General features: G+C 69.8%; 19 protein-coding genes. 7 read left to right on the top strand and 12 right to left on the bottom strand.

Going from position 1 to position 24,140, the window contains the following annotated elements:
• Positions 1 to 185 precede the first annotated feature (185 nt).
• Entirely contained in the window at positions 186 to 998 is an 813-nt protein-coding gene (locus tag EPA99_RS17260) for a sulfite exporter TauE/SafE family protein (RefSeq protein WP_241688444.1), read from the top strand.
• Positions 999 to 1,031: 33 nt separating this feature from the next.
• Here the strand turns inward: EPA99_RS17260 and EPA99_RS17255 are convergent, their stop codons facing one another.
• From EPA99_RS17255 to EPA99_RS17240, 4 genes are all read right to left on the bottom strand, one after another.
• On the bottom strand, positions 1,032 to 1,802 hold the full coding sequence (locus EPA99_RS17255; protein WP_241688443.1) for an endonuclease/exonuclease/phosphatase family protein: 771 nt from the start codon (positions 1,800 to 1,802) through the stop codon (positions 1,032 to 1,034).
• Between the two features lie 8 nt (positions 1,803 to 1,810).
• Positions 1,811 to 2,620 (bottom strand): thiol:disulfide interchange protein DsbA/DsbL, encoded by an 810-nt coding sequence (locus EPA99_RS17250; RefSeq protein WP_129472488.1) that lies wholly within the window; start codon positions 2,618 to 2,620, stop codon positions 1,811 to 1,813.
• Between the two features lie 117 nt (positions 2,621 to 2,737).
• Complete coding sequence (locus tag EPA99_RS17245; RefSeq protein WP_129472487.1) at positions 2,738 to 3,379, bottom strand: thiol:disulfide interchange protein DsbA/DsbL; 642 nt, start codon at positions 3,377 to 3,379, stop codon at positions 2,738 to 2,740.
• Positions 3,380 to 3,550: 171 nt separating this feature from the next.
• Positions 3,551 to 4,402, bottom strand: a complete 852-nt coding sequence (locus EPA99_RS17240) for a c-type cytochrome (protein WP_129472486.1) — start codon at positions 4,400 to 4,402, stop codon at positions 3,551 to 3,553.
• Positions 4,403 to 4,688: 286 nt separating this feature from the next.
• Here EPA99_RS17240 and yihA point away from each other — a divergent pair, with 286 nt between their 5' ends.
• Positions 4,689 to 5,342: a ribosome biogenesis GTP-binding protein YihA/YsxC gene (gene yihA, locus EPA99_RS17235; RefSeq protein ID WP_129472485.1), complete on the top strand. Its 654-nt coding sequence runs from the start codon at positions 4,689 to 4,691 to the stop codon at positions 5,340 to 5,342.
• A 31-nt stretch (positions 5,343 to 5,373) separates the two neighbouring features.
• Here the strand turns inward: yihA and EPA99_RS17230 are convergent, their stop codons facing one another.
• From EPA99_RS17230 to EPA99_RS17220, 3 genes are all read right to left on the bottom strand, one after another.
• Positions 5,374 to 6,933 carry a hypothetical protein gene (locus EPA99_RS17230; RefSeq protein ID WP_129472484.1) on the bottom strand — a complete coding sequence of 520 codons (1,560 nt, stop codon included), beginning with the start codon at positions 6,931 to 6,933 and terminating at the stop codon, positions 5,374 to 5,376.
• Positions 6,934 to 7,136: 203 nt separating this feature from the next.
• Positions 7,137 to 7,352 (bottom strand): hypothetical protein, encoded by a 216-nt coding sequence (locus EPA99_RS17225; RefSeq protein ID WP_129472483.1) that lies wholly within the window; start codon positions 7,350 to 7,352, stop codon positions 7,137 to 7,139.
• Positions 7,353 to 7,458: 106 nt separating this feature from the next.
• Positions 7,459 to 11,466: an autotransporter domain-containing protein gene (locus tag EPA99_RS17220; RefSeq protein ID WP_164978691.1), complete on the bottom strand. Its 4,008-nt coding sequence runs from the start codon at positions 11,464 to 11,466 to the stop codon at positions 7,459 to 7,461.
• A 163-nt stretch (positions 11,467 to 11,629) separates the two neighbouring features.
• Here EPA99_RS17220 and EPA99_RS17215 point away from each other — a divergent pair, with 163 nt between their 5' ends.
• Together EPA99_RS17215 and EPA99_RS18785 are read left to right on the top strand one after the other, a co-directional pair.
• Positions 11,630 to 12,187, top strand: a complete 558-nt coding sequence (locus EPA99_RS17215) for an ECF-type sigma factor (RefSeq protein WP_164978690.1) — start codon at positions 11,630 to 11,632, stop codon at positions 12,185 to 12,187.
• A complete protein-coding gene (locus tag EPA99_RS18785) occupies positions 12,184 to 12,348 on the top strand; it encodes a hypothetical protein (protein WP_164978689.1) in 165 nt (54 codons plus the stop codon). The genes EPA99_RS17215 and EPA99_RS18785 overlap by 4 nt, the downstream gene beginning before the upstream one ends.
• On the opposite strand, the gene EPA99_RS19025 is transcribed toward EPA99_RS18785, so the two are convergent.
• Entirely contained in the window at positions 12,345 to 12,728 is a 384-nt protein-coding gene (locus tag EPA99_RS19025; RefSeq protein ID WP_241688446.1) for a hypothetical protein, read from the bottom strand. The genes EPA99_RS18785 and EPA99_RS19025 overlap by 4 nt on opposite strands.
• On the opposite strand from EPA99_RS19025, the gene EPA99_RS17210 reads away from it, so the two are divergent.
• Entirely contained in the window at positions 12,654 to 15,305 is a 2,652-nt protein-coding gene (locus EPA99_RS17210) for a protein kinase domain-containing protein (protein WP_338325412.1), read from the top strand. The two genes, EPA99_RS19025 and EPA99_RS17210, sit on opposite strands and share 75 nt — an antisense overlap.
• A gap of 219 nt (positions 15,306 to 15,524) precedes the next feature.
• Here EPA99_RS17210 and EPA99_RS17205 read toward each other — a convergent pair whose 3' ends face one another.
• Positions 15,525 to 16,769 carry a hypothetical protein gene (locus EPA99_RS17205; RefSeq protein ID WP_164978687.1) on the bottom strand — a complete coding sequence of 415 codons (1,245 nt, stop codon included), beginning with the start codon at positions 16,767 to 16,769 and terminating at the stop codon, positions 15,525 to 15,527.
• A 243-nt stretch (positions 16,770 to 17,012) separates the two neighbouring features.
• Between EPA99_RS17205 and EPA99_RS17195 the strand changes: the two genes are divergently transcribed.
• Positions 17,013 to 18,380, top strand: coding sequence for a glutamate--cysteine ligase (locus EPA99_RS17195; protein ID WP_129472477.1), 1,368 nt, complete (start codon positions 17,013 to 17,015; stop codon positions 18,378 to 18,380).
• Positions 18,381 to 18,943: 563 nt separating this feature from the next.
• On the opposite strand, the gene EPA99_RS17190 is transcribed toward EPA99_RS17195, so the two are convergent.
• The 3 genes from EPA99_RS17190 to EPA99_RS17180 form a co-directional block, all read right to left on the bottom strand.
• Entirely contained in the window at positions 18,944 to 19,534 is a 591-nt protein-coding gene (locus EPA99_RS17190) for a hypothetical protein (RefSeq protein WP_129472476.1), read from the bottom strand.
• Between the two features lie 517 nt (positions 19,535 to 20,051).
• The gene (locus EPA99_RS17185) at positions 20,052 to 21,515 is read right to left on the bottom strand and encodes an ATP-binding protein (protein ID WP_129472499.1); all 1,464 of its coding nucleotides are present in this window, start codon (positions 21,513 to 21,515) and stop codon (positions 20,052 to 20,054) included.
• Positions 21,516 to 21,525: 10 nt separating this feature from the next.
• Positions 21,526 to 22,242 (bottom strand): response regulator, encoded by a 717-nt coding sequence (locus tag EPA99_RS17180; RefSeq protein ID WP_129472498.1) that lies wholly within the window; start codon positions 22,240 to 22,242, stop codon positions 21,526 to 21,528.
• A 1,147-nt stretch (positions 22,243 to 23,389) separates the two neighbouring features.
• On the opposite strand from EPA99_RS17180, the gene EPA99_RS17175 reads away from it, so the two are divergent.
• Complete coding sequence (locus tag EPA99_RS17175; RefSeq protein ID WP_129472475.1) at positions 23,390 to 24,070, top strand: glutathione S-transferase family protein; 681 nt, start codon at positions 23,390 to 23,392, stop codon at positions 24,068 to 24,070.
• Positions 24,071 to 24,140 lie beyond the last annotated feature (70 nt).

The following is a 24,140-nucleotide window of genomic DNA, read 5'->3' as shown; positions in this document are numbered from 1 at the left end:
CTCCCACAAGTACTTCCTCCAGTGTTGCAGCAGCCATGACGGCGCATCCTCTTGCTCACTTCTCACTTCTCACTTCTCACTTCTCACTTCTCACTCCTTACTCCTCACCGACAGACGCGGAGGCGCCGCAACCCCGATACTGGCGCCAGCCGCGCCGCGCGGCCCTGGACTGGAGAAGAACGCTGTTGGACGGATGGGTCGTTGGGTTCTGGGTGTTTCCGCTGCTGGGATTGGTCGCCGGGCTGATGGCCGGCCTGCTGGGCATCGGCGGTGGATTGATCCTGATGGGGGCGCTGGTGTGGATGCTGCCGAGCCTGGGGATCCCGCAGGCGCAGGTGATGCACGTGGCCCTGGCCAGTGCCATGGCCAGCATCGTGGCCACCGGCATTTCCTCCTCGCTGGCGCACCATCGCCGCGGCAGCGTGCTGTGGCCGACGGTGGGCTGGATGATCCCCGGCCTGCTGCTGGGCGGCTGGCTGGGCAGCGGGCTGGCGGTGCTGCTGGACGAGCAGGTCCTGCGCTGGGTGGTGGCGGTGTATTGCGTGCTGGCGGCGATCCAGCTGCAGTTCGGCAAGGTGCGCCCGCGCCCGGTCGATGGCGCCGAGCCGGTGCCGCGGGGTTGGCCGATGAGCGTGGCCGGCACCGCGATCGGCGTGCTCTCGGCGGTGGTCGGCATCGGCGGCGGCAGCATGACCGTGCCGCTGCTGGTCTGGCGCGGGGTATTGCCGGTGCGCGCGGTGGGCTCGTCCAGCGCCGCCGGCGTGGTGGTGGCCGTGGCCAGCGCCGCCGGGTTCGTCCTGCATGCGCCGCAGGACCTGCAGCTGCCGCATTCGGTGGGCTACATCTACCTGCCGGCGGCGATCGGTGTGTCGGTGGCGTCCATGTTCGCCGCGCCCTGGGGCACGCGCCTGGCGCACAGGCTCAGCCCACGCGCGCTGCGCGCGGTGTTCGCGTGCTTCATGGTGGTGATCGGCACCAGCCTGGTGCTGGGGCGCTGACGCCGGCTCGCCTCGCGGCGCGCGAGCGCGCGCTCAGCCCACCGTGCGCAGGGCCTGGTCCGGAACGTGGATATCCAGCGCCAGGGCCAGGTGATCGGAGAAGGCGGCGGGCAGGGCGCGGGCGTTCTCGTGGCGCAGGTCCTCGCTGACCAGGATGTGGTCGATGGCGCGCTTGGGCTTCCAGCTGGGAAAGGTGGGCACGCAGAAGCTCGGCGGGCGCAGATAGGTGCGCTTGTACAGCAGCTCCATCTCCGGCACGTCCGGCACGCAGTTGAAGTCGCCCATCAGCACCGCGTGGCGATACGGCGCCAGCACCTCGCCGATGAAGCCCAGCTGCAGCAGACGCGAGCCGGCGCCCAGGGACAGGTGCGCCACGGCCACCACCAGGCCGTCATCGCCTTCGCCGAAGCGCGCCACCAGCACCCCACGCCCGCCCAGGCGGCCGGGCAGGGCGTGGTTCTCGATGGACACCGGCTCCACCCGGCTCAGCAGCCCCAGCGCGCTGCCGGCCACGCGGGCCACCATGCGGTTGGGTTGGTGGGTCCAGTAGTTGAACCCGGCCCGCTCGGCCACATAGTGCGTCTGGTTGGTGAAGCCCGAGCGCAGGCTGCCGGGATCGGCCTCCTGCAGGCCCACCAGGTCGTGCGCGCCGGCCAGCTGCGCGATCGCGTCCAGGCTGCTGCGCTTGGCCCCCAGCGGCAGGGCATGCGACCAGCTGCGCATGACGTAGTCGCTGTAGCGGCGGGTGCTGGAGCCGGCCTGGATATTGGCGCTCAGCATCCGCAGCGTGCGGGTCTGCGACATCGGACTGCTTACTTGGCGGCACCGGCCGCGCGTTCGCGCGCGATCAGGTGGTCGGTGATGCGCAGCATGTCCTCCCAGCCCTTGCCCTTGACCAGGTACTTGCCGGCCACCACGATCGCCGGCGTGCCGGGGATCTGGCTGCGCACGGCGAACTGGCTGGCCTTCTGCAGGCGGCTGTTGACGCCAAAGCTCTTCATCGTCGAGGCGAACTGGTCCGCGCTCACACCGTACTGGGTGTAGAACTGGGCGATCTGCTGCTCGTCGATCCGCTGGCCCTCGCCCGGCAGCTTGCCGTCCTGGTGCACGGCCTTGTAGACCGCGTCGTGGCTCTTGGCGGCGATGCCCAGGGCGTCGGCGGCGTAATAGGCACGCGCGTAGATGGCGAAATCCGGGCGGAACGCGGCCGGCACGTAGGTCACGCGCACATCGGCCGGCAGCTTGGCCTTCCAGTTCTGCAGCATCGGATCGAAGGCGTTGCAGGCCGGGCAGATGTAGTTGAAGAACTCCACCACCTCGATCTTGCCGTCAGCCGGCTCGAACGGCTGGCCATTGGCGATTTCCACGTAATCGGTGCCGGCCACCGGCTCGGGCCCCTGCGGCGGCACGATGGGGTTGTTGTTCGGCGCGCTGCCTTCCACTGCCGCGCCGCCATCGGCCGGCGCGGTGGCCGAGGCATCGGCCGTGGCCGTGGCCGGGGCTGCCGACTCCGGGTTGGCCGCGGCCTGGGTGGTGCCGGCAGCGGTCGGCGGGGGCTCCTTGGAACAGGCACCCAGCAGCGGCAACAGCAGGGACAGCATCAGCGCGTGACGGGACTTCATCTTGAAACTCCTTGGGAAGGGGAACCGGCCAGGCCGGCCACTATGCCGGGGCCGGCCCGGCTTTCACAGTATCGAGCGGCGGCTGCAACGCCGTGTCACGGCCGCCGCAGGGGCGCTTCAGGGCTTGCGGGCCGCTTCGCGTTCGCGGGCGATCAGCCAGTCCACGGTGCGCAGGGTCTTCTCGAAGCCGCCGGCGCCGGGGGTGACGGTGTAGCGACCGTTGACCACCACCGAAGGGGTGTATTCGATCTGCGCGGCCTTGGCGAAATCGCCGGCGGCGGCCATCTTCTTGTCCACGCTGGCCGAGCCCATCACGTCGGCGAACTGCTGGGCGGTGATGCCGTACTGGCTGTAGAAGGTGCCGATCTCCAGCGCCGAGGCGTTCTGGATCGGCAGCTCGCGGGTCTCATGCAGCGCCTTGAACACCGCCTCGTGCGAGCGGTTGAGCAGGTTCAGCTGCTGGGCGGCGAAGAAGGCCCGCGCGTAAGGCAGCCAGTAACCGCCGAATGGCGCCGGCAGCTGGCTGACCCGCACGTCCTTGGGCTGCTTGGCCTTCCAGGCCTGGAACAGCGGATCGAAATGCGCGCAGTGCGGGCAGGTGTAGCCGAAGACTTCCACCACCTCGATGGTGCCGGCTGGCGCGTTCCAGCGCTTGCCCTGCGGGTTGACCTGGTAGTCGGTGCCCTCCACGGGGGCATCGGCGGCGAAGGCTGCCAGCGGCAGCAGGCAGAACAGCAACAGAGCGAAGCGAAGACGCATGCGGTGGGTACCCTCTGGGCGCGGATGGGACAGGAAGCGCCGGACGGGCATGATCGACCGGCCCGGATGAATCCTGGCTGGGGAGTGTAGGCGCGATGCAGGGCGCGGCGCCCATGGGGGCGCCAGATGCGTGGCCCGACGGTGGCCGGGACGGGACCGGCGGTCGGCCGGTCAGGACTGTTTGGGCGCGGCCGTGGGGGGTTCGGCGGCTGCGGCTGCCGGGGCCGGGGCCGCCGCCTTGGCCGCTGGCGCCATCGCTTCGGCGGCTTCGTCGTCGGCGCGGTTGTGCAGGCCTTGCAGGTAGGTCGCCAGACCGCGAATCTCCTGCTCGGTCAGCGGCTTGGCCACCTTGGCCATGATGTTGAACAGCTTGGGGTCGGTCTCGTTGGTGACACCGGCCTGGTACTCGGTCAGGCGGCGGGCCACGTACTCCTCGTACTGGCCGCCCACGTGCGGATAGGCCGGGCCGGGGTTACCGGCGCCGCTGGCGCCATGGCAGGCCATGCAGGCCGGGATCCCGCGCGCCGGGTCGCCGCCGCGGTAGAGCTTCTGCCCGACCTCGTAGAACTTCATGTCCTTGTAGGGGCCGTCGGCGATGACGCTGTCGTCGGCAATGCCGGCGCCGCCCTTCTGGGTGGCGAAGTAGGCGCCCAGGTCGCGCATGTCCTGCGCGGTCAGGCCCTGCACGAAGGGCACCATGGCCGCCACCGCGCCGGAGGTGCGCTGGCCGGTAGCGATCAGGGCGATCTGGTGAGCGACGTAGCGCTCGCTCTGGCCGGCGATGCGCGGGTACAGCGGGATCGGCGAGTTGCCGTCCACGCCATGGCAGGCGGCGCAAGTGGCGGCCTTTTCCTGGCCGGCCTTGGGGTCGCCCCAGGTGGTCTTGGCCAGGTCGATCTCCAGCGGCTGCGCCTGGGCAGGCGCGGTATCCGGTAGAGGAACCACCGTGGTCTGGGCATAAGCCACAGCGCCTGCCGCGGCAGCCAGCAATCCGGCGAGTCCCAAAACGCGAGCGTGGCGCATGCTAGAGCTCCGTTGACGATCGTGCGCCGCCGTGGAACGACGGGCGAGCGCCGGATTATCGGCACGCGCGCGCAACCGGGTCAATTTGCTTCGATGCCGCAGTGCGGCATGTCCGGCGGCGAAAAATGCGCTCGGCACTGGCGTGATCAAGCCGATCCCACCTGCTTGCCCGAACTGGCCCGAGCGCGTCCGGCCGCAGGCAAAAGTAGGGAAATCCCTGGGAAAACCGCCCCCATCGCCCCGACGCGGGGCGCACCGGCCCTGGCGCCCATGCGATCCTATGCCCATGGCCAACCCCACCCAGACGCTGTCCAACCAGCTCAATTCCGCCCGCTATCTACTTTCGGCGCATAACGCCCGCCAGCTGCCGGAGGACGTCGGCCTGGAGGTCGCCTTTGCCGGCCGCTCCAACGCCGGCAAGTCCAGCGCGCTCAACGCCCTGGCTGGCCACAACGCCCTGGCGCGGGTCTCCAAGACCCCCGGCCGCACCCAGCAGCTGGTGTTCTTCGAGACCAGGCCGCAGCGCTACCTGGTGGATCTGCCCGGCTACGGCTACGCCAAGGTGCCGCAGGACCTGCAGGCGCACTGGCAGGCGTTCCTGGATGGCTACTTCGGCACGCGCAACGCGCTACGCGGACTGGTGGTGGTAATGGACATCCGTCATCCGCTCAAGGACTACGACCTGCAGATGATCGATTACGCCGCCCAGCGCGGCCTGCCGGCGCACGCGCTGCTGACCAAGGCCGACAAGCTGGGCCGTGGGCAGCAGTCGCAGACCCTGGCCAAGGTGCGCAAGCAGCTGTCCTCGGCCTACGGCGACACCGTCAGCGTGCAGGCGTTTTCCGGCGAATCCAAGCAGGGCGTGGAGCAGGCGCGCGAGGTGGTGATGCGCTGGCTGGAGCTGCTGCCGGCGCCGACACCGGACGCCGCCGCAGGCTGAGGCGGCCGCGCCCTGACGCTGCGCGCGCGGCTCAGCCCCCTGCAGCGCCGCAGCTGTCGGCGCTGCGCACCAGCGGGATCCCCGGCGCGGTGCCGCCGCAGGCGCGGCCACCAGGACCGGTGGCGCAGCCGCTGGCGCTGGTGCGGATCAACGCGCCATCCTCGGTCGTCTCGATGGTGTAGCTGCCGCTGTAGTCCATCTTGATCGAGCCGATGACGGTCAGCCAGCGGTAGCGGCCGTGGCGGTCGTCGCTGGGCTCGAAGCTCATGGTGGACCTGGCCTGGTTGCAGTCGCCACCCTTGCCCTGGAAGGAGAACGGCTTGCGCAGGTCGCAGACCTCGCCGCTGCCGTGGAAGCCGGGGCAGCCGGGAAACAGCGTGATGCGATAGCCACCCTGCATCGTGTCGAAATCCAGCGTGGCCTTGCCCACCCCGCGCTTGCTGCGCGACTCAAAGGCAATGCTGGCGCGCTGGTCGCGCTTGTCCGGGTTGGCGTAGTCGAAGCGCGCATCGGCCTTCACCTTGCCTGTCGGGTTGAGCGTGCTGGCGCCACTGAGGCTGGCGCTGACCGTGCCGCGCGCTGGCGCCTTGTCCGACCTGGCGCGCGGGATGGCCATGAGGGTGTAGGCGGTGTTGGGGCGAGCGCCGCTGCGCTTGGCCGGGTCGCTGGTGACGTCCAGCTGGACGCAGCGGCCCGACTCCCAGGGCGCCTGGCGCAGCAGCGATTCGGAGGTGATGTACAGCAGCATCATCGCGCTCTTGAGCAGGTCGCCGGCATGGGCCATTTCGTCGGGGCGGAAGATGCTGAAGCCGTCCTGGCCGTGCTCGGTGGTGCGGGTCTGCCCGTCGCGGCCGGTGCTGAGGCTGATATCGGCGCTCTGGGTCTGGCCGTGCTCCGAGCCGCTCATGGCGATGTGCATCTCACTGGCGCTGCCGTCCTGGGTCTGGATCAGCCGGGCGTCGTCGTCGAGCCAGCGTTCGAGCTTGAACTGGGTGTCGACGAACCCGCCGATGCCGTCCTTGTCCGACAGGGCCAGGTTGGATTTCACGCTCAGATCGGCCGTGACCTTGCCCTGCGGATCCGGACAGAGGTCCACGCGGGCCCTGACCTTGAGCGAGCCCATCAGTCCCTGCTCGCCGACCGTGTACTCCATGGTCTGCTCGATGCTGTCCTGGCCGACCTTGATGTCCACCGAGTTGCCCTGGCTGCCGAGCTTGAGCGGCCCCTGGCTGGCCAGTTCGGCGATCTGCGCGTCGGACATCTGCCCGACCATGCCGGTGGTGACCCCGCCGAGCATCATCATGCCCAGGCTGGCCATGCCCAGCCCGGCGAATCCTGCGTCCATGCCCTCGCCGGTAAAGGCGGCAGGCCGCCACGTCGGTGGACGCGCCACCAGGGCTTCGGCCTTGCGCTGGTAGGCGTTGCCGATGGCCTGCAGCGCGTCCAGCGCCTGCTGCTGGCCGCCCAGGGCCTGCACCATGCCGGTGGATTCCATCAGGCGGTAATGCAGCACGTAGTCCGCCGGCGCCGCGCGCCGCGCGGTGGCGACCGGCCCGTCGACACGCAGCCGGTCCAGCTCGGCCTGGGTCACAGCCGGCGCCTGGGGCGCAACGGTTGCGTCGGTGCCGCCGTCGGAAGCGCGGCCACAGCCACCGAGGGCGACCAGCGCAGCGACTGCCAGGGCGATCAAGGCGCGAGCGCGTGGGCGGAGAAAGACGTGCGTGGCCGGTCCCTGCATGAGCGATGTCCTGTTGTCGGTGGAGGGCTTGGCGGGCGACCGCATCGAGTGCGCGCCTAGAGCGCGCGCGCCCCGGTGGCGAAATAGCCTGCGACCGTGTCGTAGCTGATCGAGGCACTGGCGTTGAACAGCGTGGCCAGCGCCTGGCACTCGATCGCGGTGAGGGTGACCTGCGTGCTCGTGCTGGATCCTTCCAGCGTGTAGTACATCCAGTAGGTCTTGTCGGCGGGCTTGAAGCCGAAGCTGTAGCTGATCACTTTCTTCCAGCGCATGCGTGGGTTCCTTGGCGGTTGGGGGGCGGGGTGGGTCCGCGCGCTGCCGGGCGTCCCGGAGCGCGCTGACATCTCGGTGCGTGTCTGCATGCGGGGTTTCCACGCTTCAAAAGCGCCAGGTGTAGCGCAGGCTGGCCTGGTGCGCGGCCTGGCCGCCGCCGGCGGTGGCCGCGTATGCCAGCGACAGTGCGCTGTTGCGTCCCAGCGCGTAGTCCAGGTCCACGCGCCCGACCACGGCGTCATTGCCGGTGCGCGGGGCCAGGATCTGGAAGCTGTCGCCGCCATCGAACCGCGCCTGCATCGCCGGGGCGGCATCGCCACCGAAACGGTGGCGCATTCCCAGGCGCACATCGATGTGCAGGCGCTGGTCGGCCGAGGGCACGTCCAGCACCAGCCACGCGCCGACCGTGTCGGCCTCGCTGGTGGCACTGGCCACGCCGAGTGCTGCGCTGCCGCCGCGTTCGCCGAAGGCATCGGTGCGCACCTGCACGTGCGCCAGCTCCAGTTGCGCGCCCAGCACATGGGTGAAAGCGAACCTGGCGCTGGCAAAGCCCTGCCACAGCTGCGCGTCGTAGTCCGCGCGCAGGCCCTGCGCGCCCCAGCCGGGGATGGCGGCCGTGCGGCGACTGTCCAGCCGGTAGTCGGAATAGCCCAGCCCGGCACGCAGGTCGAAGCGGCCTGCCTGCACGCCGCCGTGCACGCCCAGGTGGCGACCGCGCACGTCCATCGACGACGCGCGCGCCTGGTTGCGCAGACTGCCGTCGGTATAGCCGGCCAGCGCGCCGAGGCTGCCCGCCTCGCCGATCGGAAGGTCGGCACCGACGGCCATGCCCTGGTGATCCTCCTTCACCAGCGCCGCATTGCCATCGCCCTTGAGATGGCCCCAGGCCCCCAGCGCCTGCGCCCACACGCCGCGGGCGTCGGTGGGGCGACGGTCCAGCACCTGGCGCAGCTCGGTGGATTGCAGCAGCAGGCTGGCGTGGGCGTCGGCGTGCAACTCGCCGGACAAGGCGTCGAAAGCCGCCCGCGCGCTGGCCTGGTCGGGCAGGCTGGCCACCGCGGCGTACAGCGCGCCATCGCCCAGGCTTTCGATGCCACCGCCGGCGCCGCACTGGTTGGCAGTGGAGGCCACCTCGCAGAACGCCACCGCATTGCGCGCCACCTCCAGCAGGACATCGTTGGCGCCGTAGCGCAGCGACAGGTCGACGAAGGGCAGGTCCTGGGTGAGCGCGTCGAAGCGGCCGCTCACGCCGCCGGCGGCGGAGAGGATGTCGTAGGACGTCCCCGGCAGATAGGTGCCGGCGGCCTTGGTGACGGCGACCGTGCCGCCCTGCAGCGTCGCGCTGCCGGACACCGCGATGCGGTCGCTGGCGCCGCTGGGATCGATCTCCACCGCATAGGTCGAGCCGGCCTGCTGCACGTAGTTGCCGTTGACGCTCAGTGTGCCGATGGAATTGCCCGGCGCGATGGTCGCACCGGCCTGCACGGTGGTGGCGCCGACGCTGCCGGTGCCCTGCAGGCGCGCACCGGCGCCGACCGCCAGGCTGCCGCCCAGGCGGCCATCGACCGCCAGCGTGCCGGCACGCACCTGAGTGGCGCCACTGAAGGCGGACGAGTCGCCGCTCAAGCGCAGCATGCCGCCGCCTGCTTGTGCCAGCGTGCCCGCGCCACTGATCGCGCCAGCGAAGTCCACCGCGTCGCTGCGATCGAACACCAGCGTTCCGGCATTGGACACGTCGCCGGTCATCGCGCCGGCCGTGCCGCCATCGCCGATCTGCAGGGTGCCGTTGCGCACCACGGTGCCGTGTTGCCAGCGGCCGTTGCCGGTCAGCACCAGCGTGCCCAGGTCGTCCTTCACCAAGGTGGCATCGCCGCGGATGTCGCTGGCGATGGTGGCGCCGGAGGCGGCGCCGCCCGCGCTGCCGTCGCCCACCCGGACCACGACCGCCCCGCCGGAGCCGGCCAGGTTCAGCGCCGCATCCTCCAGGCGCCAGCCGCTGCCGACGAACTGCAGGCCGGTGGCGGACACATCGCCATCGCTGCGATCCAGCGTCACCGTGCCCGGCGCGCCCTGGAACACCGCGAACTGCCCGTTCCACGCCCGCGACGCAGTGCCGTTCGCATTGCTCCAGTTGGTGCGCGCACCGGCGCTCCAGGTGCCGCTGCCGCCGGCCACCGTGCCGGTGGGCGAGAGCGTGTCGCCGTTCCAGAAGCTCAGCGAGGTGTCGTCGCCGGCCGCGGTCACCACCAGGCTCACCCGCTGCGCGATGCTGGTCTGGACCTGGCTGGCCAGGTTGCTGGGCAGGCCGTAGATGTCCAGGCCGTTATCGGTCAGCGCACCGCCGTAGTCGATCAAGCGGTAGACGCCGGCGCCCATGTCCTGGGTCGCGTACAGCGCCAGGCCGCCGTCGAGGACCAGGTCGCCGCCCACGGTGAGCCGCGCCTGCGACGCAAGCGGGCTGCCGGGCGCACCGAGGATGGCGTTGAGGCGGCTGTTCGCGCCGAGCCGCAGCGCACCGCCGATATGGAACTGGCTGTCGCTGCCCCAGCCGAGCTGCAAGGCGCCGTCCTGCGCTTCCACACTGCCCGTGACCGTGCCGGAACCGCCCAGATGACCGCCATTGGTCAGCGTGACCGCGCCCCCCAGCACGCCGTCTTGCACCCAGAGGAAGCTGCCGCCGCCGTCCACGCGGGCGCTGCCGCCGAAAGCCGAGTTGTCGCCATACAGGGTTAGGTCGCCGCGGTTGACCTCCAGCGCCTGCATCTGTGCCAGCCGCAGGTCGGGGGCGAGGGAGGCGTTGACCACCAGGGTGCCGCCCTGCAGCGTGGTGGCCGCCAGCGTTCCGGCCTGGTTGTCCTGCAGATTGTCCATCTCATCGCCGAACACCACCCGCCCGGTTGCCGACTGCCGGAACACCGCCGTGCCGTCGCCGGCCTGGAGGGTGCCGGCGTTGCGCAGCTGCACCGTGCCGTCGTTGATGAAGGTATCAGGGAGCTGCAGGGTGCCGGCGTCGATCTCGACACGGCCGCGATTGGTCAGCGCGGCATCGAAGGCCGTGGTGCCGGAGATGAACTTGCGGATCTTGCCGTCATTGGTCACCGGCCCGCCGCCGAGCAACTCGCCGTTGGACACACCGATCAGCCCGCCCGTTGCGACATGGATCGCGCCCTGGCCCTGCAGCCGGGTGAGGCCGATCAGATTGAGCGTGGCGCCGTTGCCGACCTCCAGGTCGCCCACGATGTTGCCGTTGTTGGTGTACAGAGTGCCGCCGTCCAGCGTCCAGCTGCCCACCAGATTCGCCGAGTTACGCAGCCAGGCCTCGCTGCCCACGAGTACCGCGCCGTTGCCCCAGAACAGGCCGCCATCGAACATCAGGCTGGCATCGATGGCCGTGGTGGTGCCGCTGAAGGTCGCGCCGCCCGCGAAGGACACCACGCCCTGCCCGGCGCCGGTATCGATCACGCCACCGTCGTTGAATGCCGGCCCGCCCTGGCTGTCGCCGTCGAACTGCAGGGTGCCGGCCAGCACGCGCACCGTGCCGCTGTTGACGAAGTGGACCCCGCCGATCTGCGCGGTGCCGGTGCCGGCACTCTTCAGCAGCTCACCCTGGTTGTCGAACTGACCGCCGCTGTTGCTGTTGTCGCCGGTGATCGACACATCGCCTTGCAGGCCGTAGCGGCCCTGGTTGGTCAGCACGCTGCCCGTGGTGCCGAACAGCAGGTTGCCGGCAGCGTGCGCCACCGTGGCGCCGGCGCCGATCAGCAGGTCCTGCCGCCCGTCGCAGTTGGGGCCCAGGGGCGCGCAGCCCAGCTGTTTGTCGGCGCCGCTGCTCAGCGTAAGCAGATCGCCCGCGACCAGGGTGGTGGGCGCCACGCTGCTGGAGTTGGCCGCATCGGTGTACCAGCCCGAGGTCCAGGTGTAGTCGGCGGCCACGGCCGGGCCAGCCAGCCCGGCCAGCCCGGCCAGGCTCAGCGCCACCAGGCAGGGCAGGCGGGCGCGGCTTACGCGGGCGTCGCGCGCCGGTGTGCCGGTTCCGCGGCTGCCGGCCAGCTCGGAGGCCACCTGTGGCACGCCCAGGGCGCGGTTGTAGACGAGACGGTAGATGCGATTCATGCGGTGGCCCCAGGCGCAAGGAAGGTGGTCTGGACGGCTATGCGCAAGACCGCTTCCAGACAGGACATGGCGCGCGTGCCAGGGTGCGGCGGCATGTGAGAGGATGCGGCAGGGACGATCCGTGCCGACGCGGCCGGACATGGGGCCACGATCGAGGACAGGCATGGGGACCGAGGCGGTACCGGTGACCGAACTGCTGCAGCAAGCGCGGGCGGGCGATGGCCGCGCGGCCGATGCGATCTTTGCGAGCGTCTATGCCGAACTCAAGCGCGCCGCGCGGCTGCAGCTGCGCCGCCATCGCGATGCGCTGGATACCACCGTGCTGGTGCACGAGGCCTACCTGAAACTTTCCGCCGGGGCGCACCTGGCGGCCAACGACCGCAGCCACCTGCTCGCCCTGTCGGCGCGCGCCATGCGCCAGGTGCTGGTGGACCAGGCCCGCGTGGCCCACGCGCAGAAGCGCGGCGGCGGGGTCGCCGCAGTCACCCTGACCGCGCGCATCGGCTCGGAGGAGCGCGCCGTGGTCGAGGTGCTGGCCCTGGACGAGCTGCTGGGCGCGTTGCATGAGGCCGACGCGCGCGCCGCGCAGATCGTCGAGCTGCGCTACTTCGGCGGCTATGAGGAGAGCGAGATCGCGCAGATGCTGGACATCAGCGTGCGCACCGTGCGCCGCGACTGGCGCGCCGCGCGCGCCTTCCTGCTGGCGGAGCTGGAGAAGTGAGCCAGGCCGAATGCCGTCGGCGCGCATTGGCGCTGTTCCATGGTGCGGTCGATCTGCCGGCCGGGCAGCACGATGACGACCCCGGGCAGGCCTCCGTCGCGCACGCCCGAGGACGCGGCAATGTGGCCGCACTGGTGCTGCCCGTGCGTACTGGCTTCTAGGGGCGTGCGCTGATCGAGGGGCTGGCGCTTGAAGCGCGGCCTTGCAATGCATGAGTCCGGCGCGGGGTCTTCCTGATGAGGGAGTGGGACAAATGAGCGAGGCCGAACGCCGTCGTCTTGCCTTGTTGCTGTTCCGCGAGGCGGTCGAACTGCCGCCCGAGCAGCGGCAGGCGTGGCTGGACCTGCAAGGTGAGCATGATGCCGAGCTCATCGCCCAGGTGCGGGCAATGCTGGCCGCCGATGACGACGACCACGAGCCTTTCGATGGCGATGCGCGTGCCTGGAGCCTGGCGCTGCAGGCAGGCATGGAAGGGCCGGACAACCAGGCGATGCTGGGCCGGCAGCTCGGCGCCTGGCGGGTGGCGCGCGTGCTCGGCCATGGCGGCATGGGCGCGGTGTATCGGGTCGAGCGCGACGACGGCACCTATTCCCAGCAGGCCGCGCTCAAGCTGATCCGCGCCAACACCGATTCGCCGGCCGCGCGCGAACGCTTCCTGCGCGAACGCCAGATCCTGGCCGGGCTACACCATCCCAACATCGCCACGCTGCTCGACGGCGGCATCTCCGCCCAGGGCGAGCCGTACTTCGTGATGGAGCTGATCGACGGCGCGCCGATCGATCGCTGGTGCGATGCGCGCAGCCTGGACCTGCGCGCGCGCGTGGTGCTGTTCATGCAGGTGCTCGATGCCGTGCGCTACGCGCACCGCAATCTGGTGGTGCATCGCGACCTCAAGCCCTCCAACCTGCTGGTGGATGCGGAGGGCAAGGTCAAGCTGCTGGACTTCGGCATCGCCAAGCAGCTGGAAGGCAGCGCCGTCACCGCCACCCATGACCGCGCCCTGACCTTCGAGTACGCCTCGCCCGAGCAGCTGCACGATGCGCCGATCACCACCGCCACCGATCTGTGGCAGCTGGGCGTGGTGCTGCATCGACTGCTGTCCGGCGCCCATCCCTTCGGGCTGACCCACGACACCCCGGTCGCCAGCCAGCTGCACCAGCTCGAGCGCGACCCCGAGCCGCTCACCCGCGCCGCCGCCAAGCTGCCGCCCGAACAAGCCTCGCAGCGGGGTGGGCATACCCCGGCCTCGCTGTCGCGCGCGCTGCGCGGCAGCTTGTCGGCCATCGTGCAAACCTGCCTGCGCCGCGATCCGGAAGCGCGCTACGCCTCAGCCGATGCGCTGGCCAACGACCTGCGGGCGTGGCTGGACGACCGGCCGATCGCCGCGGCGCCGTTGCCGCGGCGGCAGCGGCTGCGGCTGTGGGGGCGTCGCAATCGCGCCCTGGCCGCCTCGATTGCGGCCGTGGCATTCGCGCTGCTTGCCGGCACTGGCGTGGCGCTCTGGCAGGCGCAGGAAGCCCGCACCCAGGCACGCATCGCCGAGCGCGAGAGCGCCAGCGCGCGTGCCTCGCTGGCCTTCCTGACCGACACGCTGGCCGCGGCCTCGCCCGAGCAGGCCATGCGCCGCGATGTCAGCGTGCGCGAGCTGCTGGATCAGGCACGCAAGCAGCTGGATGAAAAGAAGCTGCAGCCGCAGGTGCGGCAGGCGGTGCAGCGGATGCTAGGGCGGCTGTATCGGTCGCGTGGAGAGAATGCCATGGCGGCTCAGCTCCTGGCCGACGGAACTCGAGGGATTGCGCCTGACGAACGCGAGCAAGCCCTTGCGTTCGCCGACGATTTGGTGATCTATGCCGATGCCTTAAGCAGTCTTGAGCGATTACCCGACGCCTTGGAGACCGCTGAACGTGCGGTGGCGCTGCGCCAGCGCTTCGCCCCGGACGACCCTGAGCAGCAGTTGCGTGGATTGGCCCATCTGACCCTGGGTCACCTGGACAAGTATGGTCTGGACTGGTGTCGCAAGCGGGCCGAGGCTGCGCTGGCACTGTCCAAGCGCATGACCTCGCCGCCCGCCGACGTCGTGCTGGAGGTGTACTCGAACCTCGCCGAGCTTGCCAGCTTTCAGCAAGATCGCATACGCACGCTTGAGATCAGTCGCGAAGGCCAGGCTTTTGCAGATGCGCACCAGGTCGCGCCTGGTTCGCCGCTACGGCTCCCCTTGCTCAGGTCTGAGGTTGAAGGCCTCATCATCAACGGACGTGCTGATGAAGCCGAAAGCCTGTTGAAGCGGGCGTTGGCGATGGGTGAGGAGACAGGCGGATATGGGCCGGCCAGTCTCAGCGTGCTGAGTCAGAACTTGGGCGACATCCTGATGCAGCAAGGTCGCTACCGGGAAGCGCGTGAGGCGCTGGTACGAAGTCTCGAATCCTCGATCCAGGCTGGGGAAGGCGTACGCAGCCTGGCGATGGTGCTGTCCAATACGGCGATATTGGAGGTTCGTTTCGGCGATTACGCCAGCGCATTGGAGCATGCCCGGCAGGCGATGCAGCGTCTGCATGAGGACAAGATTCCCGAGGACGACACCTTCTATCGCACCATGCGTCGACTCCACGCGCGTGTGCTGGCCGCCAATGGCGAGGGCGTCAAGGCAGTGCAGCAGTTGCAACAGCTGATGGCAGATTGCCGGCGGTTGGACGGCGAGCAGTCGGAAGAATACGCATCGCTGTTGGCAGAGCAGCTCATGATCTATCTGCAGCTTGGCGATCATGAGCACGGCTTGCCACTGCTGGCTCAGGTCCGGGACCTCTTCCGAAAGCGAGGCTTTCCGCCTGAGCACGAGCAGTTCGCGAAGCTGTTCGGCGTAGAAGCGGGCTTTGACCGGCTACGTGGCGATTCGCTTGCGGCCGAACAGCATCAGCGGATCGCGCTGCAAGGGTTGCAGTCCAATGGCAACGCCGTCGATGTCGCCATCTCCAAGGCGCTGCTGGCGGGCGATCTGATCAAGCGCGACGAGGCCCAGGCGCGTCGCCTGCTTGCTGAGGCACTGCCGGTCCTGGAGGCATCGCTCATGCCCTCCGAGCGCATCCTTGTCAAGGCGAAGGGCTGGGCCAACAAGTTGTAGGCGATGTTTCCAGGGCCTGGGATGTTGCGGGTCGCCGGAGGCGCACCACCGCTGGCGCCACGATCGATTGAGCCCGACATTGTTGCCCGACCACCCCGACCACCCCGACCACCCCGACCACCCCGACCAGGATCTCGTGCCGCTGGAGAGGGAACGCCTCCAGGCAATGTGTCGCCGATCAGGGCTCCTGTCGATGGCGGACGCGGCGGTGGAAGAAACTCAGAGCTTGCGCAGCAAGCCGCGCAGCAGCTTCTTGGTGCCGCTTTCCTCTTCCTTGGGCGGTGCATCGGCCTCGGGCGTTTCCGTGGACGAGGCGTCGGTCAGGTCCATGCCCAGCATGGCGGTGCTGGTGGACTTGGTGCGCACGCGCACGTTCCATTCCGGATGCCAGGGCAGCTTGGGGTCGGCCGGCTTGGGCGGCCAGACCAAGTTGGTCTCCGGGCCGTAGGCGATCATGCTCAGCGAGGCCACGCCGGTGCGGTCGCGCTGGCCGCCCTGCGACTTGAAGATGCCTTGCGGAATCGCGCACCGCGTCGTCGTGGTGGGCAGCAGCACCTTCTGCGCCAGCCAGCGCTCGATGTTGCCGCCGCCGAGGTAGTCGAGCAGCTCCGGCCCGGCGCCCGGCACTTCCGCGCTGCTCCACATCACCAGGGTGCGCGGGTCCTGCGCGCCGCTGGCGAACAGGAAATAGCCGCGCGCGCGCTCCACCGCCGGCCACTGCAGCTGGATGCTGTCGGCCAGGCTGCCGCGTGCCTCCAGCATGAGCTTGGGCATGAAGTCAGCATTGCGGTCCAGCTGGAACTGCAGCGATTCGGGCACCCCCGCACCGGTGATGCGGTGCTGGCCGACCAGCGAGCTGCGCTCGGAGACCCGCGCACGGTTGCGCTGATTGGGCCACAGCGCGTAGCGCGCGTCCTCGTGCACGTCGCGGTCCGGGACGAACAGGCCCCTGGCCAGTTCGCCCTGGGTCTGCACCTGGCCCTGCGAGGCCTTGATGGTGATCTGCTTGGGCTGGCCAGGCCGCACCTGATCGCCGCAGCCCCAGTACTGACGGATGGTGACCTCCACGTCTTCCTCCTTGCCCGGCACCGACTCGCTCTTGCTGGGCGGAACTTCGGGCGGCAGCAAGGGCAACGCATCGCCCATGTCCATGCCGGCGGGAATCAGCTGGCTTGCCGGCGTGCCGGGCTGGCGCTGGTTGAGCATGGCGATGTCCAGCAGCCGACCCGGCATGCCGGGAACGCCGCGCGACTGCGGGTACAACCGCGGGGCGCCGTCCTTGCCGGCCATGCGGCTGGCCAGGCCCCCCATGAAGCCCAGGTCCGGCATGCCGGCCATGGTGTGGGTGGCCACGTCGATCCATACCTGGGTCTGGGGCGCCTGGCTCGGCGCGCTGCTGGCAGGCAGGCTGGCCAGCACGGTGGCGGCCAGGGCAAGGGTCAGGGGGCGGGTGGGCAGCTGCATGTCGAGGCTCGTGTGCTTGGGTCATCGGGTATGCGCGAAAGCGCCCGCGCAGCGGACATGGCCGGCCGCCGCGTTGCCTTCGCCTGCTGCCCAGGCGCCTGCGTCGGCCTCGCCAGGCGCCCACTAATGGAAAACTCAGGACGCGCTGGCGACGACGTTGCACCACGGAGGGCCCGCTATCATGCGTGTCTGTGCTGGTCCGCCCGCGGCGCCAGTCCCCCCACGCTTCGTTGTGAGCCCCCCGTGTCCAGTCCCAGCCACGTTGCCGAGTCCCCCATCACCGACCGCTTCCAGCTCATCGAGCCGCTGGTGGAAGGGGAGAAGCCCGCGCAGGCCTGGCGCATCGGCACCGAGCACGAGAAGTTCGGGTTCCGTCTGGACGACCTGCGTCCGCCGACCTTCGATGGCCCGCAGGGCATCGAGGCCCTGCTCAAGGGGCTGGTGCAGTTCGGCTGGAGTCCGGTGGAGGAGAAGGGCCGGGTGATCGCTCTGCTGCGCGGCAATGCCTCGGTCACGCTGGAACCGGCGGGCCAGCTGGAACTGTCCGGCGCGGCGCTGGAGGACCTGCATGCCACCGACGACGAAACCCGCACTCATCTGCGCGAAGTCGCCACCGTGGCCGAGTCGCTGCAGCTGGGCTTCCTGGGCATGGGCTTCCAGCCCAAGTGGGCGCGGGCGGACATGCCGTGGATGCCCAAGGGCCGCTACCAGATCATGAAGTCCTACATGCCCAAGGTCGGCCAGCTCGGCCTGGACATGATGACCCGCACCTGCACGGTGCAGGTCAACCTGGACTATGCGTCCGAAGCGGACATGGTGAAGAAGTTCCGCGTGTCGCTGGCGCTGCAGCCCATCGCCACGGCGCTGTTCGCCGATTCGCCGTTCACCGAAGGCCAGCCCAACGGCTACCTGAGCTACCGCTCGCACATCTGGACCGACACCGACGCCGACCGCACCGGCATGCTGGACTTCGTGTTCGAGGACGGCTTCGGCTACGAGCGCTACGTCGATTACCTGCTCGATGTGCCCATGTACTTCTCCTACCGCCAAGGCGTCTATCACGATGCCAGCGGGCAGAGCTTCCGCGATTTCCTCAAGGGCCGCCTGCCGGCGCTGCCGGGGGCCCTGCCCACGCAGCGCGACTGGTCCGACCACATGACCACCGCGTTTCCGGAAGTGCGCCTGAAGAAGTACCTGGAGATGCGCGGCGCCGATGGCGGCCCGGTCGAGCGACTGGTCGCGCTGCCGGCGTTCTGGGTGGGCCTGCTGTACGACGATGCCGCGCTGGACGCGGCCTGGGACCTGGTCAAGGACTTCAGCCTGGCCGAGCGCCATGCCCTGCGCGATGGCGTGCCGCGCCAGGCCCTGAACCTGCCGTTCCGCGGCGGCACGGTGCGCGCGTTGGCCGCGCAGGCGGTGGAGATCGCCGTCGCAGGCTTGCAGCGCCGCGCGCGTGGCGATGCCAACGGCCGCGACGAGTCGGTCTACCTGGCGCCGCTGCAGGCGATCCTCGCCTCCGGTCGCACCGCCGCCGAGGACAAGCTGGCCCTGTTCGAAGGCGCCTGGGGCCGCAGCGTGGACCCGCTCTTTGCCGAGTTCGCCTACCGCTGAGCCGCACGCGCCTGGGTGGACAAGCCTCGCGTTGTCCACCCCGTAGGGTGGATGGCGCTTTTCCATCCACCATCACCACGGAACGAACAACGTGGGCACGCCGGCACTCAAGCTCTGGTCCGCGCCGACGCCCCGGTGGACAAGCTTCGCGTTGTCCACCACGTAGGGTGGATGGCGCTTTTCCATCCACCATCGCCGCGAAACGGGCAACGTGGGCACGGCGGCACTCGAGCTCTGGTCCGCGCGGCGCCCCGGTGGACAAGCTTCGCGTTGTCCACCCTACGTGGGGTGGATGGCGCTTTTCCATCCACCATGGCCAAGGAACGGGCAATGCGGGCATGGCGGCACCCGAGCTTTGGTCCGCGCGGACGCCTTGGTGGACAAGCTTCGCGTTGTCCACCCTACGTGGGGTGGATGGCGCTTTTCCATCCACCATCGCCGTGGAACGGACGCGTGGGCATGGCGGCACCCGAGCTTTGGTCTGCGCGGAGGCCCCGGTGGACAAGCTTCGCGTTGTCCACCCTACGTGGGGCGGATGGTGCGCGTTCTCCACCGGTACAAGGTCAGAGCCGGTCGGTCAGCGCCTTGAGCAGCTTCCTGGCCTTCTCGGCTTTCGGCGCAGGTGGTGCGGCCTGCGGGGTTCCGGCATCGCCCGCGGACTCGCTCCTCGACGCGGCGGGCTGTGCACGGGCGGCACGCTCTGCCTCTTCCAGCCGGGCCTTCTCCGCCCTGCCGGCTTCCAGGTCGGCCCGGCTGGGCTGCCAGGGCACCATGACCGTCGGCCCGGTGTTGCCGCCCTCCATCGTGTTGTTACGGTCGTCGTTGCCCTTGCCGCATTCGACGTTGCCGCCTCTGACCCACTTGCCAAGGCCAGGCTGTGGTGCCACCCGGTCCAGGTGGGCCTGGTAGGCCATCTCGATTTCCTGGGTCGACATGCCAGCGGTGTCCTTGAAGTGCGCAACCAGGCGCGTGTCCCTCGTCTTGCCCAGGCACCAGCCTTCGGCGTGGGCGGCGGCGGGCAGGCCAGCAGCGAACGGCAACAGGACCAGCAACAGGGATCGGGTTCGGCGGCGCATCGGGTGTTTCTCCTGATTGGGATGGAAGAGCAGGGGCTGCAAACGGTCCACATCCGCGGAAGGCGTGCTGTGGTTCAAGTGCGGCCAGGTGAGAGCGAGCCTCCGCACTTATCGATGTGTTCCGGCGCGGTGCGGCGAGTCGGCGCAGCCGAGTGCGGCGCCAATGGCGCAGGGCAAGGAGCGGGTCCAACAGCGCAGGCGATGGTCATGAGGCGTTCGCGGACGGAAAGCTTTCCTGCAATGCGCAGGATGGGCGCTGGACAGGACACGGCAGCCGCGGCGAAGCGATGGGGATGGACACGGGGGCCCTGCAAGAGCTTGGGCCAGCATGAGGCGAGGCCGCTGCCAGCCAGGTCGCGACGATAGGGCTCGGTCAGCGCGCGGTGTTACCTGAGCCGGTCTAGCTCAGCGAGGAGCGCCCCAGGAGAGCCACGGATAACCTCGTTTCCTCACGAGCGGTCCGCATGCGCATTGCCCTGTGGAAGCGGCTTTAGCCGTGAAAGGGATGCACCGGGAAAGCTCCTTCGCGGCTTAAGCCGATCCCACAGGATGCTCTTGGTACCACTCAAACGCTTTGCAGCGCGTGTCGGCTGCGTCAGCCTTCGCCGCGGGCGCGCGGCAGGGTCACCCAGGCCTGCAGGCCGCCGCGTTGCAGGTTGGCCAGGCCGATTTCGCCGCCATGGCGCAGCACGATCGCGCGCGCGGCGGCCAGCCCCAGGCCGATGCCGCCGGTTTCCTTGTTGCGCGAGTTCTCGCCGCGGAAGAACGGCATGAACAGCTTGTCGCCCAGGGCCATGTCGATGCCGGGGCCATCGTCCTCGATCTCCAGCCGGGCGTGATCGTCCATGGCACGGATCCGCACGCGCGCGCGCAGCCCGTACTTGACCGCGTTGCCGATCAGGTTGCCGACCACGCGGCGCAGCGCCAGCGGGTCGGCATCGATCATCACCGGCTCGCTGTCCGGGGCCAGGGTCACGTCCTGGCCGATGTCGGCCGCATCGTCGACCACGCTCTCCACCAGGTCGCGGAAATCCAGCCGTTCGCGCGGTCCACGGAAGGACTGGTCGCGCAGGAACTCCAGCGCGACGGTGATCATGTGCTTCATCTCGTCGATGTCGGCCGCGGCGCGCTCGCGCAGCGGCGAGTCGATGTCGTCCAGCCGGAAGGCCAGGCGCGCCAGCGGTGTGCGCAGGTCGTGGGCGATGGCCCCCACCATGTGCGTGCGCTCGGCGACCATGCGGCTCAGCCGCGCCTGCATGGCGTTGAACGAATCGGTGGCCCGCAGCAGCTCGGGCGGTCCGCTGCGCGGCAGCGGCGGCGCGTCGGGGTTGCGGCCGAGCTGGTCGGCGGCATCGGCGAAGCGGCGGATGGGCGCGGACAGCGCGCGCGAGAACCACCAGGCCAGCGGCAGCATCAGCAGCAGGCCGATGCCGAACAGCATCGCCACCTGCAGCTTGAAGGCCGCCGACAGCGAGCGATCGGCCGCCTGCACCACGCGCCAGCGTCCGTCGGGTTGCTGCAGGGCGGCGGTGAAGCGCCCGCGCATGGGCGGGCCAGCATCCACGCCCTGGGGGATCGGCGTGGGCATCGTGATGGCGGCGGGCCGCTGGGCGCCCATCCAGGGCGGCGCGCCGGTGCCTGGCTGCCGGCCGAAGTGCTCGCTGCTTTGCCGGCGCACCTCCGCCGACGGCATTGGCATTTCGGGAAACGGATTGCCCGCCTCGCCGCTGTCCTCTGGCGGGGCGCGATAGAAGCGCACCTGCGCGCGTTCCACCTCCAGCCAGCGCGCCAGCAAGGTCTCGATGAAGCGGTCGCGGACCTGGTCGGTCGGTGCGGCAGGCGGGTGCTTCAGCTCGGACACGCGCAGGCCATGGCTGCTGGCGGGAATGCGTGAGGTCAGCAGCGCGATGACTTCCGGCGGCCGCACCGGCGGCTCGTAGATCGGCGTGCGGGTCACCAGCAACGCCACGCCCACGCTCTGCGCCAGCACCAGCGCCACGGCCAGCAGCAGGAAGGTGCGGATGAAAATGGACGCGCCGCCGCGGCGCAGCGCTCCGATCACGGCGGGATTACAGCCGGACCACCGGAGGCAGCAACATGTAGCCTTCGTTGCGCACCGTGCGGATCAGCTCGGCGTGGCCACGCTCGTTGAGCTTGCGGCGCAGGCGGCTGATCTGGCTGTCGATGGCGCGGTCGTAGACCTCGCTGCCGCGGCCGCGGGCATAGTCCAGCAGCTGGTCGCGGCTGAGCACGCGCTGCGGATGCTCGACGAAGGTGCGCAGCAGCGCGAACTCGCCATCGGACAGGTTGATATAGCTGCCGCCCGGATCGCGCAGGTCCCGGCGCACCACGTCCAGGCGCCAGCCGCCGAACTCGTACTGGCTGCCACGCACTTCCGGGGCGCTGGCGAAGGCCCTCTGCCGACGCAGCAGCGCACGCACCCGGGCCAGCAGCTCGCGCGGGTTGCAGGGCTTGGGCAGGTAGTCGTCCGCGCCCACTTCCAGGCCGACGATGCGATCGGTGTCGTTGCCCAGTGCGCTGAGCATCAGGATCGCCGGGGCGCTGCCGCCGGAGGTCAGGCGCCGGGCCACGCTCAGGCCGTCTTCGCCGGGCATCATCACATCCAGCACCACCAGGTCGGGGCGACGGTCCTCCATCCGCTTCCACATGTCCGTGGCGTTGGCGGCGGTGTCCACCTCGTAGCCGTGGTCGGCCAGGAAGTCGGCGGTGAGTTTGCGCAGGTCCTCGTCGTCGTCCACAACCAGGATGCGCGATTCGATGTCCATGACGGGCGTGAGCATATTCATGGCGGAAGGAATACCGCGGCAGTGTAGGCGCCGTTTGTCAGCCGGGCAAAGAAACTGACACACATGAACCGAAGGCCCTCGGTGGCTGAACGCGCGGCGGCCAAGGCTGGCGCCGCCTGTGTCAAAGCCTGATGCAGCCCGGCAAAGGCATGACACGACGGCTGGGCAGGCTGGCGTGGCAGCCGACGCCCGTGGGGGAACTTGTCTGGGCCGGCCGACCTGACCACGCATGCGAACGGGAGATGCCATGCACACCGAAGACCGAAAGCCGCACCGCCTCGTCGGCGCCTGCGCGCTGTTGCTGGCCGCGCTGGGAGGCGTGGCCTGGGCGGGACAGCAGCCCGCGCCAGCCCCGCCGCCTCCAGGGCCCCAAGGTCCGCAGGACCCCGCGTTCAGGGCCGCCTTCGCGCACTGCCTGGGCGAGCAGGGCCTGAGCCCGCCGGCGCCTGGCGTCCGGCCGCCCCAGGACGCCAAGCGTCCAGACCACGAAAAGCTGGCTTCCTGCCTGTCCAGCAGGGGCATCGAGCCGCCGGTACACGGACCAGGCATGCATCCGCCCGGGCCACCGCCGATGCCGGAAGATCCCCGGCTGCGCCAGGCGCTAGAAGCCTGCGCGGCGGAACAGGGGCTGCCGCCGCCGCCGGCGCCGGGCGTTGGACCGCAGGGACGGCCTGTGGCGGGTCCGCGGCCCGACAGGGACCGGCTCGATGCCTGCCTCAGGGCCAAGAACGTGGACCTTCCGCCGCCGCCCGCACCGCCACCGATGCCCGAAGATCCCAAGCGCCGCCAGGCGTTGGAGGCCTGCGTGGCCGAACTGGGTCTGCCACCTCCGCCTCCAACACCACCTGCGCCAGGCGCCGGGCCGCAACCCGGGCCCGCGGGTGTCGAAAGGCCAGACAAGGGCAGACTCGATGCCTGCCTCAAGGCCAAGGGCGTGGACCTGCCACCGCCGCCACTTCCCCCCGCGACCCCACCGGCGCAACGCTGACCGGATCTGCGGTGTCCTCCACCCGGCGCCACGCGGCGTGCAGTCGCCGGGCCTCTGGATCGCCCGACCATCGGCCTTGACAGGGTCTTGGAGCCTGCCTCATACGTTCGCGACCCGGAACGCACCAGGCAGGCTTCCATGCTCAGGCTCTACTACCATCCGCTCTCCTCGTACTGCTGGAAGGCGCTGATCGCAATCGACGTGCTTGGCGCCGACGTCGAACTGCACGCGGTGGACCCGTCGGACGCGGAAGAGCGCGCCCTGCTGGCCAGCCTGTCGCCATTCGGGAAGATCCCCTTGCTGGTCGAGCAGGGCCGCCCGCTCCTGGAGACCAGCATCCTCATCGAGCATCTGCAACTGCACCACGCCCGCAGCGCCGCGCGACTGATCCCCGAGCAGGCCGCTGGGGCCCTGGAGGTGCGGCTGTGGGATCGACTGATGGACCAATACGTCATGACGCCGATGCAGGCGCTGACCTCGGATCTGCTGCGACCGGAAGCACAGCGCGATCCGATGGCAGTGGACCGGGCAAGAGACCTGCTGGCCACAAGCTATGGGGTGTTGGAGCGACAGCTTGAGGGCCGGACGTGGCTGGCGAGCGAGGACTTCAGCCTTGCCGATTGTGCAGCCGCGCCGGCGCTGTTTTATGCCAACGCCTACGTGCCGTTCGGAACCGGGCATCCGCGCATCGCCGCTTACTTCGAGCGATTGATGGAGCACCCGGCCATCGCAGGCGTCATCCGCAATGCCGCGCCTTTCTTCAGGTACTTCCCGGGCCACGCAGGGCTGGCGCCGCGCTTTCTCGAACAGCAGGGGTGAGAGGGCGCTCGTGTTGCCCCCGGCGCGTGACGACGGGCCCGCACGCGCGTCCGTCATCGCAATCGGCATG

Origin of the sequence: Pseudoxanthomonas composti, from assembly GCF_004122095.1 — a bacterium.
GTDB classification, from domain to species: domain Bacteria; phylum Pseudomonadota; class Gammaproteobacteria; order Xanthomonadales; family Xanthomonadaceae; genus Pseudoxanthomonas_A; species Pseudoxanthomonas_A composti.
Note: the sequence above shows the minus strand (reverse complement) of the source record. Positions and strands in the feature narration are given on the sequence as shown.